We start from the raw sequence: 18,310 nt of genomic DNA on the forward strand, positions 1-18,310 counted from the left end.
ACTGCTCAAGACGAATGCCTTTCATCACGCGGCGGTGGTGAAGTGGAAGTCGTCATGATGAAGGCTTGTCAATGCAACATTCTTCAGCGTGATGACATTGCTGGAATTATAGGTAATCAGCGTATCCGCACCCACCTGGGTCGCGGCTGCCATCACTGATGCGAAATCGGCAAAGAGGCTGGTGCTGACATCGATGGAGTCGTGGCTTGCCGCGCCCGCTACGAAGTCCGTTATCGTATCCTTACCGAAGCCAACCCTGAAGACGAAGGCATCGTCGCCCGATCCTCCTGTCAGCGTGTCGTTGCCAGCACCGCCGATCAGGGTATCTTTACCGTCATTGCCCGAGATCACGTCGTTGCCGGCGCCGCCATCCAGCTTGTTGTCAGCCGCGGACCCGCGGATATCATTTACGCCGGCGCCGCCCACCACATTCTCGATGTTCAGGATCTGCTCGGCAGGCGATGCGTCCGAGAAGGTCACCAGACCCGCAGCCAGATCGATCGTGTGGCTGGCGGTCGTGTAATAGGTGAAGTCGAGCGTATCATTGCCCTCACCACCGTCAAATGTGTCGATGCCAAGATTACCGATTAGAAGATCGTCGCCGTCACCGCCGAAATGAGCATCGTTTCCATCGCCGCCGTTGAGCGTATCATTGCCGACCTCGCCATGGAGGGTGTCATTGCCGGCAGCACCATTGACGATGTCGTTGCCTGCACCGCCGCCCAGTGTGTCATTGCCCGCGGTGCCAGTCAGCGTATCATTGCCAGCCGAACCCCGGATCCAGGATGCTACCTCGATCTGGGTTCTGTCCCATACTGTGCCGTCGGCAAATTGGATGCGCTCCACCCCCCAATTGGCGGTCGTCGACGAAAGCTGCTCGTCCAGTGTGATGACCGCCCCTGTCTCATTAACTGTGATCAGAGTGTGGACCCCTAACCGGCTGAATGTGACATCACTGGCATTCAGGTCACTAAAGCGCAGGGCGTCGACATCGACCGTCGAACTCGACTGGTCGTCGATATAGTCGCTGCCCTCGCCCTTGGCATAGAGATAGACATCGCTGCCCGCACCGCTGTTATAGCGGTCGTCACCGGCCCCACCGATGAAGGTGTCGCCATCAGGAGTGCCGGCGAGCGTATCGTTCCCTGTCGTCCCGTAGATCACAACCAAACCTTTGAACGCCGTGTCGAGCGCACCTGCAGCACCCCCAAGAACCTCACCGTCCTTGAAGACGATCGATTCGACGCCGCCTGCGAGGTTGAATTGGTTCTTGAGCATGATCGTCTCTCCGGTCGAAAGCGCGCGGATGATCACATCGTTGACAGCCGATCCCGTCCGCTCGAACCGCACGTCACTCCGCAAAAGATCGTTGAGTCGAAGGATGTCGCTGTCGGTCCCTGACGTCTGCTCATCGATGATATCGTTGCCGTCTCCGGCCGAATAGACGTAGGTGTCGTTTCCTGCGCCACCGACAAGCGTATCGTTACCGGCGCCTGCTCGAATTTCGTCGGTGCCCGAGGATCCGTTGATCGTCTCGTTGCCGGCTGTTCCTCCGACATAAGCCACGTGTGCGACCATATCGGCCCGCGACCAGCTAGTGCCGTCGGCGAAGACAATCGCGTCGACGCCGCGTCCATAATAGTCCTGCAAGGACGCTTTGAGCGTAATAGAGCCGGCGTTGCCAGCGCCGACGGCACTTTCGGCCACCACGATGGTCACGTCGTTGCCATTGCGCACCAATGTCACGTCGGCAGCATTGACGTCTGCAAACACCAGCCGATCGCTACCGCCGGCATTCTCATATTCGGTGATCACGTCATTGCCGTCACCGCGGGTATAGACGTAGGTGTCGTTGTTGCCCTGGCCGTTCAGACTGTCATCGCCCTTGCCGCCATGGATCGTGTCGGCGACGTTGAAGCCGTCGATTGTATCGTTGCCGTCAGTGGCCGCCTGCGTCAGCAGCTTGGTGCGGATCGTCGCCCGCGTCCAGATCGTACCGTCGGCAAAAACCACCTTGTCGACGCCGCGCGCATAATAGTCATCCAGCATGTTCTTCAGCAGGATCGACCCGGCGTCGCCGGCGCCGGCGGCACTCTCAGTGACCGCCAGCTTTAGGTCGATGCCGGTGCGCACCAACGTCACGTCGCTTGCGTTGATGTCGGAAAATACCAGGCGATCGTCGTCACCCGCACTGTCCCATTCGGTGATCGTGTCGTTGCCGTCGCCGCGAGCGTAAAGGTAGGCGTCGTTGTTACCCTGGCCGTTGAGACTGTCGTCTCCCCTGCCGCCGCGGATCGTGTCGGCGACATTGAAGCCGTCGATCGTATCGTTGCCGGCGGTCACGGCCTGCTGCAGGACCATCGTCCGGAAATCCGCCCGCGTCCAGGCGGTTCCGTCAGCAAACACAACCTTGTCGACACCGCGCGCATAGTACTCGTCCAGCATGTTCTTGAGGACAATCGACCCGGCATCGCCGGCGCCGGCGGCACTCTCGGCGACCACCAGCTTCAGGTCGATACCGGTACGCACCAGCATCACGTCGCTCGCATTGATATTGGTGAAGACCAGACGATCGTCGTCGCCGGCGCTGTCCCATTCGGTGATGGTGTCGTTGCCGTCGCCACGGGCGTAAAGATAGGTGTCGTTGCTGCCCTGGCCATTGAGGCTGTCGTTGCCCTTACCGCCCCGGATCGTGTCGGCGACATTGAAGCCGTCGATCGTATCGTTACCATCAGTGGCGGCTTGCTGCAGGACCTTGGTTCGGAAATCCGCCCGTGTCCAGGCCGTTCCATCCGCAAACACCACCTTGTCGACACCGCGCGCGTAATATTCGTCCAGCATGTTCTTGAGGACGATCGACCCGGCGTCGCCTGCGCCAACGGCACTCTCGGTGGCCACCAGCTTCAGGTCGATGCCGGTACGCACCAAGGACACGTTGCTCGCGTTGAGGTTAGTGAAGACCAGACGATCGTCGTCGCCGGCGCTATCCCATTCGGTGATCGTGTCGTTACCGTCGCCACGGGCGTAAAGATAGGTGTCGTTGCTGCCCTGACCGTTCAGGCTGTCGTCGCCTTTACCGCCCCTGATCGTATCCGCGATGTTAAAGCCGTCGATGACGTCATTGCCGGCGGTGCCAGCCTGCTGCAGAACCATTGTCCGCAGGTCCGCTCTCGACCATACTGTGTCATCGGCAAAGACGATCTGCTCAAGACCGCGCGCGTAATATTCGTCGAGTTCGTTCTTGATGAGGATGGTTCCACCATCGGCGCCACCTGCCACCGTCGGTGCGATGACGAGCGACACATCGATACCGTTGCGAACAAGTGAAACCGACGCGGGGTTGATATCGGCAAGGACCAGGCGGTCATTTGAACCGCCATTGGCGTCATCGTTGATCGTGTCGTTGCCGTCACCACGTTGGTATAGGTAAACATCGTTGCCGCCGCCACCGTTGATGACGTCGTTGCCGGCGTTTGCACGAATGATATCGGAGCCGTTGGTGCCGTTCACCGTTTCCGCCGCCGTCGTGCCAGCCACGTTGACGACCTTCGAGGCGAAATCGATGAACGCCCAGACCGTTCCGTCAGCAAATACAACTCGCTCGATCCCCTGCTCGGCATTCGCATCCAGCGCGCCCTTCAGCGTAATGGTCGAACCGTCCGTTCCGCCCGCGACGCTCGGAGCGATCGTCAGGACGAGATCAGCCCCACTGCGGCCCCAGCTAACGTCGCTCGCGACGATTCCATTGAAGAGGAGCGTATCGGCCATGCCGCTGGCAGCCGCTTCGGTGATGATGTCGTTACCGTCGCCGCGCGCATAATGGTAGACGTCATTGCCGCCGGCGCCGTTGATCGTGTCGTTGCCGAGACCACCCGTGATATCGTCGCCGCTGCTGAAGCCAGTGATCGTATCGTTGCCGGTGGTGCTGACGGCGCCGAGCAGCTTCACCCTGATATCGTTTTTCGTCCACTCGACGCCATCGGCGAAGACGACCGTTTCGACACCTCCCTGGTCGCCATCCAAAGCGGCGCGTAGAAGAACGCTTCCCGCATCATTTGCGGTCGGCGTGCTTTTCGGGATCGTAATGGTCAGATCGATACCATTGCGCGACAGCGAGACCTCGGCGGAATTGATGTTCGTGAACACCAGCCGGTCATCGTTGCCGCCGGCGCTGCCCTCGATCACCGTATCGGCACCGTCGCCACGCGAGTAGCGATAGGTGTCGTTACCACCAAGACCGTTCAGCACATCGTTGCCACGGCCCCCTTCAAAGGTGTCGGCGCCGTTCGAGCCGTCGATGCTGTCGTTGCCGGCAGTTGCCGGAATGATCGGCAATAGCGGCAGGATTTCGGTGCGCGTGTAGATCGTGCCGTCTGCGAAGAGAACGCTCTCGACGCCACGCTCGTAATAGCCGTCCAGGAAATAGGGGAGCGAAATTGAACCGCCATCGCCAGCGCCAGGTGCGCTTTCGGGAATGACGATTACGATATCGTTGCCATTGCGAAGATAGGTGACGTCTTGCGGGTTGACGTCGGAGAGCTGGAGGCGGTCGCCGGTGCCAGACCAATCTCCTTCGACGATCGTGTCGCTGCCATCGCCGTGCGCCCAGACGTAGAGGTCGCTGCCGCCGCGGCCGGTGAGCGTATCGTTTCCAGCGTCGCCGTGCAGGATATCGGCCCTGTCCGAACCGTTGATCGTATCGTTGCCGGCGGTCGCTGCCTGATCCATCAGCATCTGGCGAACCTGGTCATTAGTCCAGATCGTGCCATTGGCAAAGCGAATGGTCTCAAAGCCTTTTTCGTAAAAGCCGTTGACTGTGTCCTGGAACAGGATCGAACCGCCGTCGCCCGCCCCCGCAACACTTTCTCGGATCAGGATCTTCAGATCGTTGCCCTGGCGAACGAGCGTTACCTCATTGGGATTGATGTCGACGAAGCGGATCTGGTCACCGTTGCCACTCCAGTCTCCGTCGAACATCGTGTCATTGCCGTCACCGCGGGCATAGACATAGGCGTCGCTGCCGCCACCGCCGTTCAACGTATCGTTACCGACGCCGCCGCGCAGGATATCACCCCGGCCCGTGCCGTTGATCGTGTCATTGCCTGCGGTGGTCGCTTGATCCACGAGCATCTGGCGAACCTGGTCGTTGGTCCAGATCGTGCCATTGGCAAACTGAATGGTCTCGAAGCCCTTTTCGTAAAAGCCGTCGACCGTGTCCTGGAACAGGATCGAACCGCCATCGCCTGCTCCGGGTGCAGTCTCAGCAATCAGGATCTTGAGGCTGTTACCCTGGCGAAGGAGCGAAATGTTGCTCGGATTGATATCGACGAACAGCAGGCGGTCGCCATTGCCACTCCAGTCGCCGTCGAACATCGTGTCATTGCCGTCACCGCGGGCATAGACATAGGTATCATAGCCGCCGCCGCCGTTAATGATGTCGTCACCCTTGCCGCCCGCTAGCGTGTCGGCAATGTTTGAACCGGTGATCGTGTCGTTGCCGGGCGTGCCCTGTTGATTGATAACCATCGGCACGAAGACATCCCGCGACCAGGAGATGCCGTCCGCAAACGAAATCGTCTCGATGCCGCGCTCGTAGAAGCCGTCGATCGTGTCCTTCAGCAGCACCGATCCGCCGTCCCCAACGCCGGGAGCGGACTCTGCAATGACGATTAGAAGGCTGTTGCCGTTGCGCACGAGCGAGACTTCACTCGAATTTACATCTTTAAAGAAGAGACGGTCGTTACCACCGCTCCAGTCACCGTCGACGATGGTATCGTTGCCGTCGCCACGGCTATAATAATAGGAGTCGCTCCATCCGCCGCCATCGATGACATCGTTTCCTCGGCCGCCGGTGATCGAATCTGCGCCTTTGCCCGCGTTGATGATGTCGTTGCCGCCACCGCCATTGATCGTATCGTTGAGCTCGAATCCGTTGATCGTGTCGTCGCCGGACGTGCTCTGCGCTTCGATCATGCGCTGGCTGATCTGTTCTCTGGTGATCTGTGTGCCGTCGGCAAACAGGAAGCGTTCGACGTCGTTCATATCCCAGACGCCAACATAGAATTCGCTGGTGATCAGAAGCGTGTCGCTCGAGCCGGCAAGCGAGATCAGCAAATCGTATTCGCCCGACCGCTGGAAGGTGACGTCGTCGACATCGACACCTGCCGCAAACCGAACCGCATCGTCATCATCATAGGTAACGATCCCGTAGGTTTCCCGGATCTCGTCATGGCCATAGCCATAACCGAAGACATAGGTATCGGAACCGTCGCCGCCCTCCAGGATGTCGTGGCCGGCGCCCCCGTCGAGCGTGTTGTTCGTCCAGAAGCCGTAGATGTGGTCGTCGCCATCGGTCTTGGCGTCGAGCAGGTAGTGGGCGCGAATGTCGGACGCGTACCAGATTGCGCCATCCGAGAAGTGGATTTCGTCGACCTGATCGGGGCGGTAATTGATGGCGTTATAAGATACTTGCTCGATGAGGGTCAGGGTCTCGCCCGTATCCTGCAGCGTTATGATGATATCGCTAGCCCCAGGTGTCCGTGAAAGGACGATGTCATCGGCGGTGACATAATCGTGGAAGATGATCTTGTCGGAATCGCCACCATTCAGGGCGCCGGCGCCGCGCTCCTGGATTTTGTCGTTGCCGTAGCCGCGACCCCACACATAGGTGTCGTTGCCGTTGTTGCCGTAAAGTGTGTCGTTGCCAGCGCCACCATCAAGTACGTCATCGATATCGAAACCGTCGATGACATCGCCTCCATCGGTCTTCTGCCCAGCAATGACCGCGGTCGCGATTTGGTACCAGGCGATGCTCTGATCGCCCGATGTGAACTCGATGCTCTCGATGCGATCGAAGAAGATGTCTCCGAAAACGCCTGAGGCAGCATAGGAGAACTCGTTGCGTAAGGTGACGCTGCCTTCTTCGCCGTTGACATAGATGACGACGGAATTGCGCTCGCCATCCACCCGACCGAAGCTGATGTCGTCTCTGTCGATCCCCACACCGAAGCGCAGCACATCGGTGGTTCCGGACAGGATATTGGTCATGGAGTCCTGGATGATGTCGTGTCCATCGCCCAAGGCATAAAGGTAAAGATCGTTCTGGTTTCCGCCGGAGATGAAGTCGTCACCCTTGCCGGCCCGCAGGATATCTTCGCGCTCCATGCCGTACAGCTGATCGTTGCCGTCTGTCGAGTAGGCCTTCAACACAAGGTTTGCGACCTGATCGCTCGTTAGGCTGGTGCCATTATCAAAGGTGAAGAGATCGATGCGGCTCATGTACCAGGTGCCGTAGACGCCGGTATAGGTCGCCGCGAACTGCCCCTGGATGGTGATCTGGTCGAGCGGGTGGTCCTTGAACCGGATGACGAGGTCAGCCGAGGCCCTGTCACGCTGGAAGATCAGGTCACCAGTGCGGATGCCGTCCAGGAACTGCAGCATGTCCTGGTCGTTGCGGAAGGCATTGTCCTCGTAGTCGTGAACGATATCCTTGCCGTCGCCGCGGCCATAGCGGTAGATATCGGTATCACCCCCGCCTTCCAGCAGATCGTCTCCCTTGCCGCCTTCGAGCACGTCGATATCGGCGGTGCCGACGATGTGGGTCGATGCGTCATCGATCTTGGAGACCGCTTCGGCGATATCGACCTTAGTCCAGACAGTGCCGTCCTTGAAGACGATCTGGTTAATGCCATAGTCGCGCGAGACGTCGCCGACCATCGAGCCGGGCCAGCGCCCTTCGAACTCATTGGTGATGCGCAGAACGGCGCCGGTGACCTTATCGGTCAAAAGCAAGTCGATGCCGTCGCGCGAGGCGATAATGTCGCCGGCATTGTGGGCGGAGAAGCGGACCGAGTCGACGCTGCCGCCGATACCATCGTCATCAAAGATCTCGGTTGAGCCGAAGCTTTTGCCGATGACATAGTTGTCGGAACCTTTGCCGCCGCGCACGACCGTTTCGCCACCATCGACGATCAGGATATCGTCCTGCCCGCTGCCATTGACTTCGCCGGTTCCCGTGAAGAACAGATCCTGCGCCATGCCGAAGGCACGTGCGAAGTCGACAACCGAGATGCCGCCGGCATGCTGCTCAACCGCGTTGAGCATGTTCTGTGCCAAGAACGCGTAGGTATTCTTCTGCGATGCCGAACCACGGGAATAGTCCGACAGGAAGACGTCGAAGAAGGGCTTCCATTCGGTGAGCCATGACGCGGCGTTGCTGCTCTGCTCGGCGTCTACAAGGAGCGCGGTGAAGACGGCGGCGATCTGAGAGCCGCTCTTCGATGTGAAGCCGTCGCTTTGGGCATTATAGTCGATGCTGTCGAAATAATGCGCAAGGGGGCCGCTTTGCACCGCCAAGCGGACCGCGAAGAGGTTGAGGGCGTCGTCCATCTTATCGAGAAAGGCAGCGACGGCCTTGTAACCGTTTGTCGCCGAATCCGGGATATCGAAGAAGGCCTGGAGTGACTCGCCGATCAACCGTTCATAGAAGGAGAAGTCCGAGCCTGCGACAGTGTCGATGACGACGCCGCTGCCGAGCGTGTGAGTGGTCGACGATGCGAGAGCGCTGCTCCAGTCAGCCTTCTGGTAATTGTAGATACGAAAGTAGTCATCACCGTTGCGGTAATCGAGATAGGATACCGAAACGCCATTATGCAGCTCCGTTCCAGTCGTGACGACATTCGATGAACCAGCGCCTGTCCATTGCGACAGGAGGTCGGAGAGCTGGCCGCGCCCCGACGTACCTTCACTGCTCGAGACGATGACCCCGGAGGCCATTCGGATGCCCGGAATGTCGGACGTTCCGTCACCCGAAGCGGAAACGCCCCAGGCGTAGTCGACAACATTTCCGTCTTTGCGAACGATCGCAAGGTCGTCATAGGTGCTCAGACCTGCGGCACCGGTAATGATATCAGCGCTGATCTTGACCGGAGAGCCTTCAGCCCATGCCGTCAGGATCGGCCGGATTGCTTCACGCAAAGCCGACAGGACCGGCGAGGTCAGCGTCTGGACTGCAGTACGCACGGCCGTCTCAGCGGCCGGAAGAACACTCATTGCCTCATGCAGGGATACGAGCGTGCCACGCCCCTTGAGGTCGGCAAGGTCGAGGACCGACTGCGAGACCTGGATCGGGGCACCGACATAGGTGGTGTTCTGGTTGTCGAGCTTGAGCAGCACATCAGCGATCGTGCGAACCGTACCGTCAGCGAGCGTATAGCCTGCGGTGCTGGCGATCGTGTTGCCATTGACGACCTGGGGCACCGTTCCGGTGTTGGGCGTCACGTTGATCGAGGCAATGCCACGCTCTACGACGCTCTTGAGTTCACCAGCATCGGTGCGGTGGTTCTCGTTGGCATCCTGCCAGACGAGAAGTGAGGAGAAGCTGTCGGCCGCGGTAACCGCACCATCACCGTTAAAGTCTGCGAGTCCGCTATCGTTGGCGTCGACCTTGCCGTCGTGATTGCCGTCGAGAAGGGCGAGTGCGGCGAGGCCCGAAGTGGTGGCGTTGCCGAACATCTCGTCGGAACCGGTGATCTTGCCATCACCATTCAGGTCACGGACGAGAACACCGTCGTCCTTGCCGACGAAACCGGATGACTCGGCGTAGAGATCGTTGTCGAGGTCGAGCTTGGACTTCGTGCGATCGAGCGCGGTGAGTTCGATACCATCGCCGTCGAGGTCGAGGACGAGCGGATCCTGCCCACCCCAGGGGTAATGACCCGTCATCGTCTTGATCATCAGGCCGAGAATATCGAAGGCGCCCTCGCCAAGGACGGAATACTGGCCCTTCATATCCTGCGTAATGTCGCGGAAGCGTACGAAAGACATGTGATATTCGGCGAGGAAAATCCCACCCGGCCCGACTTCGCCCTGACCGCCTGGGCCCTGTGTCGTCCTGTCCTTCCAGTTGAGGACATACATGGTCGCGACCTCGTCGGACGGCGTCCCGTCGGGGTTGGTAACATGCCAGAAAGCATTGCGGATGACGAGTTCACCCTCAGCATTGAGACCGTACGAGGTTCCATAGGGTCCCCAGGCATAGGGGTCCTCCGACGCTTCGTTTTTCAGGCCACCATAAAGGGTCAGCACACCACCCAGCGCGATGCGGTCGTCAGCGCTGAGGTCCGTCACACCGATGCCATTGGTGAACCAGATCTTGTCCTGGCCTTCGCCGGTCGTGATGATCGAACCGAAGTCGGCGCTGATCAGCACGTCGTCGTGGTCGCTGAGCTTGACCTGATCGGCGCCCTGAACGTGCAGTGCGTTGTTGTAGCCGAGCGCCCCATTTGCAAAATAGTCGACGATCGTCTTCAGCTCCTGGTCGTAGCCCTGCCACTGGAAGATGTTGTCGAGAGTGTCGACGTCATCGTGGTTTGACGTGACGCCGTTCAGATAGTTGATGCCGTGCGACAGGCCGGAATAGTCGACAACATCGACCTTCTCGATGAAGGCGTTGGGGCTGAGGGTCTCGCCGGCCGGCAGCTCGGACTGGATGCGTCCTGACTTGCCCATGTCGATGAGGATCGGGGCATCAAGCCCCTCGTCGGTCACGATCAGTTCGTCTGCACGATCAGAAAGTTCGATCTTGTCGATCGACACCAGCGTGTCTGTGCCTGCCTTTCCGGTCGCCATATCCTCGACGGTGACCTCAAGCGCCTCGATACCGCCGAAGTCGTGGTTGACCTTCAGGTCCGTGACCCTGACGCCTTCCTGCTGTAGAGCGCTTTCGTCGACGGGCGTATTAGGATTGTCTTCGATCAGGTTGTCGACCGTATAACGAACTGTGTCGGTCTCGGTTGCGCCCACGAGCCATTCGAGGAAATCTGTCAGGAGCCCGACATTCTCGTTTCCGCCAATGTAGACGTCGTTTTCGTTCTGACGGCCGGTCTGATGATCGGCGACGGTAACTGAATCGATGAAATTGTCGGAACCGTTGCCGCCCACCAAGAGGTCGCGACCAAGATGTCCGGTCAGCGTGTCATCACCGTCGCCGCCGGCGATGATATTGTTCTCGTCACTGCCCGTGATCTGGTCGTCGCCGTCGGTCGCTGCGAAAAGGCCGGCATGGTACTTATCATAGCCATCAGCAGTGTCGCCGAGGGTCAAGACGAGTGGGTCATCCGAAAGAGAAAACTCGAGCGCCCCAATGACCTCGTAAACCGAGAAATGGTCCGCATGAGGATCTGTGTAAAGTTCCTGCATCGCAGAGGAGATGAGGGACTCGGTAACGGCGCCCAATCCTTTTTTGTAGAGGCCCTCGAGGATGGTTTGAACACCTACGATTTTTATGACGTCGTCTTCCGTCTCGACCTTTCCAACACCCCACAAATCCTGTGAGACATTTACCGTCAATACCTGTGCGGTTGCCCCATCGTTGACTTCGCTCCCGCTCGCGTCGGTGAGGGTTATGATCCCCTTTTCAGGATGATAGGCGGAATCGACGTTCTTATAATCGATTTCCCTCAAGGCCATTAGCCCGGCAAATTGCACGAGTGTATCGGCTAGACCGGGCATGGCATCTTTTACTAACCTGGACGCCTTATCCGCGTCGACGAGCTGACCGAGGGCATTTGCATCATCGAACAAGGCTTTCGCGCCGGTATTGCCAAAGACGAGCGCGCCCTCGTCAAGGACGGAGTATGCCAAGATATCCATCAGCCTGGCAGCGGCTTCCGCGTAACCTCCAAGCTTGTCTACCCCGACAGCTAGTGCAACGTCGGTGCTGAACAGTGCGTCAAGAAGCGGCGCTCCGATCGCGTGCCAGTCGACCAGATTTTCAGAATCAGCATAGGTAAGTAATACCATCAAGCCCTGCGAATGCAGGTCGATTGGGTTGCGAAAGCCGCCGAACGAATTGAGGTAGACGACCCCCTGCTGCGCATCCGCGGTGTTGCCGTAGATGAGCGCGGCGGCGGCAATTGCCTGGCTTGCAGCGACATCTTCAGGGAGATAGTCCTGTGCGAGGAAGCCAAGAAAGGGGCCTAATAAACGCGCGAATGTCGCAATCTCGCCCGTTGTGCGAAACGAGGTGACGTCTGTGGCATAGGGCAGGTTCAGACCAGGGAGGCTCAGTCCATTGCCGTTCAAAATGTCGACAAGCTGTTGGTAGACAACCGTTGGGTCCGCTTGTTCTTCGATACCTTCTATGAAGGTGTTTAAGGAGGCGGTGAGGGCTAGGCCTAAATACGGAATCTCATTAAAAATCACCGCTTGGTCGTGGGTGAGCGACGACACGTAGCCCGCGAGACTGCCACCCAACGAGTGACCGGTTATGATAACATTTCCTGTCGGTGGGGTTGTCTCCCCTAAATCAGGGAATAGCTCCCGACCTGTGATCAGTTTGTAAAACTCTCCCGCGTAGTATGGTTGAAGGCCAACGCCTTCAACATCCGCCCCTAGAACATCGAAGGAACTCATCCAGCCGGCAAGGATATCCTTGATTGTTTCGAGGGGTGACAACGTACTCGTGAAAAAATCGGTGCCGCGATAGGCGATAACGGTCTCGCCCGAAGCCAATGTGTAGCTCGATGCACTGAAGCCGGCCGCCAACGCCCCATCAATTTCATCGGATACCCTGCTCCAAGTTGCAGTGCCGATGTTGTGGCTGAGCTCGGCTCCGCCGCGCTCAAGTTGGCGCACTGTTCCTCGCGAATAGGCATCAAGCGAGAGAAGCGCAAGCATTACGTCCTGATGTGTCGCAGTCATCATCTGCTCCCGTCACCGAAAAAATGAGCTTTTGTAATGAGAAATCCGATTGGACTGTCCCGATACGACCGCTGGTGGCCTGGCGGGTCTCTCTCGAAGACTTGCTTGCCAACGGGAGTGTTCAGCCAAGGCAGCCGATCACGTATTTTGGAGGTCACCGGTTCGTCTGTGATTTGAATATCGATTCCTGTAAAACGGACACCTGGAAAGACCCTCCCAAGATCCCGTGGTTGGATCTCGTAAATCGTCTTTGGATTTTGTTCGTCTCGAAAGGCGATGAATGCTGGATACCGGTTTCCACCAAACATCCGAAATGGCATTCTCCCGGTCGCAGCCTTCATACGATCAAAGTCGGCGTCTTGAAGCATGCCGATGCTGCTTTTAATGCCGAGTGTCAGGAGAATTGCCTTCTCCCAAATTTGTGCGAGTGTACCGCCCTTCTCATGCTCGACCGGAAGGATGTAGAAAGTGCCTCTGCCCGGTAGGTCAAAGATCAGCGTCTCGCCATAGAGCCTGGTTGCGCCGCCTGCCCCCGTAAGGCTTTGGGTCACGCGACTATAGCGGACCTCCATCACCGTCGAGGCTTCGACAGGTTTCCCATCGACCTCAACGCCTGCGATGACACGATAACGGACGCTCGCAGTCTCGCCCTGGCAACCTGTCAATAGAATGGTGCCCCACAGTATTAGCAGGAGTTTTCTAACTATAAGCGCCGAAGAAGGCCGGACACGATTGATGAGTAATTGCGCTATTATACACACTGCAAATCTATCCCTGCCCCAGGCTTCATTGGGCAGAGTAGAACTAGCCGTCGTAATAGCTACGCCATGCCGTATCGACATGCCTGTCTCGCACAAAATTTAACTTGAAAATGAGATGCTGGCGCCTCGATCGAGGCGTCAGTTCAGATGCTTGCTGGGCTCGTCGCCGACCGCATCAAACGGCGCAGAAGCGCCCGCGGACAGCTTGGCAAGAACTTCCGGGTCGACCAGATGCGCGACCATGGGATGGATTTTAATGTTACCTTGCTTGGCAACCTGATGGAAGTGCGTCAGCACCAGCGTTGCGAGCTCGCGCGTCGGGGCGATCACATCTAACAGCCACACAATCTCGCCACTCTTCCAGTCCTCCGGCTTCAACCGGATTGGAAATACGCCAGCTTTTGTCTGCTCCGAAATTCGCGCATCAACCTCGGCGCCCACTGTTGCCCAAATCGCAATTGCCGGCGGCTCGATGCCGGTTGCCGTCTTTGGGGTAGCGATCGCAACACGGTCGTTAATAAGAGGATCGATCACCAGGTGAGACAGATCGGAAATCATCTGACTGCGGTACCGAGGAACGGAACTCATCGCGAGAACAACTTGTCCAAAGGTCGATTGCAATGCCGCCTTGGCTCCCGCAAGCTTTTGCTTGGTCTCCTCAGAAATCTGGCTCTGATTTAGCTTTGACGGCACTTCCGTCGCAATGGCGTTCATATTTTCCCCCAATTAAACTGCTGCAGGAAGTCCCTAAAGTTGTAACTATGGCAGAGGTTACTAACGCATAAAGATAAAAACTGAGTCTACAATTGCAAGTAAAATTTTTCCTGTTTGCGCCTTTAAGGCGAAAAAATACGACGAGAACAGATGACACGACTACTGTCCGAATTCGAACTCCAGCCCTACACGCCGGTTCAAACGAGCCGGTGCCTGAGCCGATGGCACTCGAATGCGCCAGAAAATGAGCGGTCCTGGATCAAGCGGATAGGCCCGCCAATCCGGCTATGTGTCATATTTTGCTCCATTCGATCCATCGGCGTTCACGGCGGAAAAGAAAGACCGCCCGTGGCATGAGATTACGCAAGGTCAGCTATGACGCAAGGTACCAAAATTGACCACATAATTTGATAAATTATTGATCATAAATCTATATTAGCAGATAAATTTATTGTTCCGACGCAATAGCGGGCAACTAAATCCACATGATCATGCGATCAATGAAAATATCATCCAGCATAGCACCCGACATAACCACCGCGCTCAAAAACCCAACGGCATTTGGCAAAAAACCCAGTCTTGCCGCCTTGAGCACAGCTTCCATTTTCGTTTTGCATTCAAGGGTCGTCATGGCTCGATTGAGATGTTTACGAACAGTATGGACTGACAGGCCCAACGTGTAGGCGATTTCCGCAGCATCGCTTCCGCGCGCTAATAGATCGAGACAAGCAGCGCTTTGTCTTGAGAGTCTAGCTGTTCCCCGTGCCTGAGGACCTTCTCTTATCGCTAGCATGCGATCATGAATGTACCGGCCAAGATAGGTGAGTTCGGCAACGTGTTGATGATAGCAAGTATGCCAATCATCTTCATTCCCGTGATGGCTCATCGCTATAAACCCGCGCTCACCGCCATGACCTTCAAGGGGAATCGTGACGCCATGGCGGCCAAGATTGAATCGGTCAAGCTGTGAAAAGAAATAGCGATTAGCGCGAGAGGATTGGTCGACATTTTTCCATTCCACTGGCAACATCGAACGACGAGCTGCCAGTACAATCGGATCTATTTCCGCCAACCGTTCGTCGCAGTATTGTTTCACCCACGATGGATCGCATGTTCCAAGCATGAGGGGCGAGCTGCCGAGGGAATTCCCAGAGCGCGAAGCATTGTAAATCACATTCGCAGCTCCATAACGCTCACGAAGCTCGTAGAGGGAGCGACAAACATCATCATATGTTTGAGCACGTTCGATTGCGGAACGATCATGAATCAGAAAAGCGTTATAGCTCATTATTCAAGCCTGGTTTTCGAAAATTCTTTTACGTCAGGTTTACAGAAAAATTTGAGAACCTGTAGCGAGCCACCAAAAACCCACCGGTCTCAATGCTATTCAGGCGAGAGATGAGATCGGCAATACGCAATTTCAAGTGGGTCTGACGGTTTAACGAACCACTACTCTCTCGTTTGCACAAAAGTGGTTATAAAGGGCAACGAACAGCGCTTTCCGGAACACTATCTGTGAGTGCGAAGTGTATTTCGGGAACCAGACCAGGAAACATTCGGCCAATGGCTGGCAGTTCGCCGACAATGTCGGCAAGCTTAGAGCGCGCCCGACAGAAGTATAACGCTGATTGGAGTCTCGCCCGAGCGATCATTAATATGGGAGGCCTTAGGTTCTTATAGACATTGAAGCGGGCGAACTGATTGGCCTGCTCCATAGTTTGAGGGCCTATCGAGGCCAGCGTCGCCGGGTGCATTAGCTTTTCCGGTGAATTCGGTGAGGTTGATCTCGCGCACCGACAACTTCTCGCGCAGTGCCATCCGACGGATGATGTTTAAAAAGTCCCATGTGGATCACTCCGTTGCCCCCGTCGCTCTCCGCGTTGGGGGAAGGTTCACATGGCTCAATTCTCAATGGAAATTATGCGCCTAACCGGCTCAGTTCTGCGTGGAAACCAACACTTAACGTTCCAGGAGCACGAGGAGGCCTTTTTTTGGTTGATCGAACAGCTTCTGAGAACGGGAAAGGTGAAATTCATTGCCCCAGAAGCTGACTGCTATATGTCGCCTGCGAATCCTCATCCGCAGTTCACGATTCACGACGAGCAAGCACATTGGCACGAGACACCGGAAGCAAGACTACACGAATTTCACCATGGATCGTGAATTGATGGGTCCCGCGCAGTTGAAATCAAGAGACAACACGCGGGGATATCTCGGACCTTCGGGAGACCAGAGGATAACGACTACGTCAGCATTCGCGCTGGACGCCTCGACATGGGCTGCGGGAGCCTCTTTTTCCTTCGAGACTGGGACATCGCCAACAGCTGGCACGTGGAAAACCTCCTGTAAGATTGGTCAACCGATCGAGGCCAGCGTTGTCCATCCATCTCTTAAGGGCCGTGCATGGCAACTGGATTGCGAAAGCTCCGACTGGAAGAAGCACGGATTTTACATCGAGGAGCTTCGCTATTTTTTAAGCATGCACGACGAAAGCCACTATGGGATCGCCGACGACTACATCGAGCGCCTTGAAATCACTCGTTGATCCCCTCATCACCACCGCAAACCCCACTCTGACGAGATTTGAAACTGACGAATCGAACAAGTTTGAAATCGCTCGTAACATCCCAGTTTATTCGGCGAACGGCTAATTTGCATCCGCGAGATTATTGAATGACCCTGCCCAAAAATATTCTTATGTCCTGCATTATCGGCTTGGCGGGAGTGAGCTATGCTCATGCAGGCTCGATCGACTTACCAGCGCCGCAACTCTGCTCGACATTAGCCGATTGTGCCAAGCTAATTGAGGCGACGAATGATACATCTCGACGCGCGCAAGCACTCGCTGATCGATGCGGACTTCAATTTAAAGAATCGCCATTTCGGCTATCCACTATCGATTGTGACCGGGCTACTAGGCTGGATCCGCTTCTCGTCCCAGCCTACGACATACGGTCCCGGATTAACGACATTATCTCCGGTACTTCACCGAACCCCATCGAAAAGCAGAACGCCGCGGCACAACGGAAAACGGATCTCGACAAGGTCGTGGAGCTCGCACCGAAACAAGCGCGCTCCTATTTGTTGCGAGGCCGCTATCTAATTGAAACCAAGCAATATCAGCTTGCACTGGAAGATCTTGACACGGCGGCAGCGATCAGCCCTGACGATCCACTCGTCTATCTTTTCAGGGGCAGCGCCTACAAAGGAACGGGCAAGGACGATCTTGCTTTGAAGGATTGCGAGAAATTTCTCGCCATGGCACCTCCGCGACCTGACGTCCTGCAAATGATGGCCGAGATTCATCTTGCGCGCCACGAGCTTGAGCAAGCTCTGGCTTTTGCCGATCGCGCTGTAGAAGTGAGCCCTACGGACACAGAGTTCAAGATCGATCTCAGCGTATCCCTCACGCAGCGGGGTCGCATTTATCTGGAAATGGGCAACAAGGAGAAAGCGCGGCTGGACTTAACCGCTGCAGTTTCGGCCTATCCTAACGGCGCGGAAGGGCGGGAAGCATTGGGGGCTCTCCTCAACAAAACGATACCGTCGGAATTTGACTGCAGCTTCGCCGCCACCGGCTTAGATCAAAAATCCGACTTGCATGCAATCCAAGTTTGCAGCGATCTCTTGGCTATTGTCGACAGTGCGATGGCACGACAACAGCGCGTCCGCCTTTACTTTAGGACGAAGCAGTATGACCTTGCGGCGGGCGATTTAAGCAAGCTACTTGAGACAGATCCCAATAATCTCACCTATTATCGCTCAAGGGCGGAGGCTTACCACCGAGCCGGAAAACAAGACCTCGCCTTGGTAGACCTGAAGAAGGCTATGCAGACTGCCGATTCCGATGAAGCCGCCCCTTTGTTCCGAGATGATTGCGCCCCTTGATTCCGGGATGATCTCGCCCCTTTTTAGTGGGGTCTGCAGGCGATGATTGTTGTCAGTTCATTTAGGCAGGGTGTCAAGCTTTTCGGGGCAGGTTTCGGCGTAGGCTATCGCCGCTCAATTCGATGCGATGAGCGTTGTGAACGAGGCGATCCAGTATGGCATCGGCGTAAGTCGGGTCTCCTATGACGCCATGCCATGCCGATACGGGAAGTTGGCTGGTGATGATGGTTGATCGGCGGCCGTAG

The 18,310-nt window shown here is 56.7% G+C and carries 7 protein-coding genes; 2 read left to right on the plus strand and 5 right to left on the minus strand.

Features of this window, described 5'->3' with window-relative positions; translation table 11 throughout:
- Positions 1–24: 24 nt before the first annotated feature.
- From PH547_RS21535 to PH547_RS21550, 4 genes are all read right to left on the minus strand, one after another.
- Positions 25–12,702 (minus strand): calcium-binding protein, encoded by a 12,678-nt coding sequence (locus tag PH547_RS21535; protein WP_285169413.1) that lies wholly within the window; start codon positions 12,700–12,702, stop codon positions 25–27.
- Positions 12,702–13,253 carry a protein kinase family protein gene (locus PH547_RS21540; RefSeq protein ID WP_285169414.1) on the minus strand — a complete coding sequence of 184 codons (552 nt, stop codon included), beginning with the start codon at positions 13,251–13,253 and terminating at the stop codon, positions 12,702–12,704. The genes PH547_RS21535 and PH547_RS21540 overlap by 1 nt, the downstream gene beginning before the upstream one ends.
- 348 nt (positions 13,254–13,601) lie before the next feature.
- Positions 13,602–14,177 (minus strand): toxin-activating lysine-acyltransferase, encoded by a 576-nt coding sequence (locus PH547_RS21545; protein WP_285169415.1) that lies wholly within the window; start codon positions 14,175–14,177, stop codon positions 13,602–13,604.
- Between the two features lie 475 nt (positions 14,178–14,652).
- Positions 14,653–15,465, minus strand: coding sequence for a helix-turn-helix transcriptional regulator (locus tag PH547_RS21550; protein WP_285169416.1), 813 nt, complete (start codon positions 15,463–15,465; stop codon positions 14,653–14,655).
- Between the two features lie 864 nt (positions 15,466–16,329).
- Here PH547_RS21550 and PH547_RS21555 point away from each other — a divergent pair.
- A complete protein-coding gene (locus tag PH547_RS21555; protein WP_285169417.1) occupies positions 16,330–16,722 on the plus strand; it encodes a hypothetical protein in 393 nt (130 codons plus the stop codon).
- A gap of 128 nt (positions 16,723–16,850) precedes the next feature.
- Entirely contained in the window at positions 16,851–18,065 is a 1,215-nt protein-coding gene (locus PH547_RS21560) for a tetratricopeptide repeat protein (protein WP_285169418.1), read from the plus strand.
- A 73-nt stretch (positions 18,066–18,138) separates the two neighbouring features.
- Here the strand turns inward: PH547_RS21560 and PH547_RS21565 are convergent.
- A partial coding sequence (locus PH547_RS21565) for an ATP-binding protein (protein WP_285169419.1) occupies positions 18,139–18,310 on the minus strand: 172 nt, incomplete at its 5' end.

The sequence above is a fragment of the Rhizobium cerradonense genome (genome assembly GCF_030182455.1).
Taxonomy (GTDB): domain Bacteria; phylum Pseudomonadota; class Alphaproteobacteria; order Rhizobiales; family Rhizobiaceae; genus Rhizobium.

Excerpts from the sequence above, each read along its gene's own strand:
- PH547_RS21535 (WP_285169413.1), bottom strand. The coding sequence starts at position 12,702 with ATGACTGCGACACATCAGGACGTAATGCTTGCGCTTCTCTCGCTTGAT.
- PH547_RS21545 (WP_285169415.1), bottom strand. The coding sequence starts at position 14,177 with ATGAACGCCATTGCGACGGAAGTGCCGTCAAAGCTAAATCAGAGCCAG.
- PH547_RS21550 (WP_285169416.1), bottom strand. The coding sequence starts at position 15,465 with ATGAGCTATAACGCTTTTCTGATTCATGATCGTTCCGCAATCGAACGT.
- PH547_RS21555 (WP_285169417.1), top strand. The coding sequence starts at position 16,330 with ATGGATCGTGAATTGATGGGTCCCGCGCAGTTGAAATCAAGAGACAAC.
- PH547_RS21560 (WP_285169418.1), top strand. The coding sequence starts at position 16,851 with ATGACCCTGCCCAAAAATATTCTTATGTCCTGCATTATCGGCTTGGCG.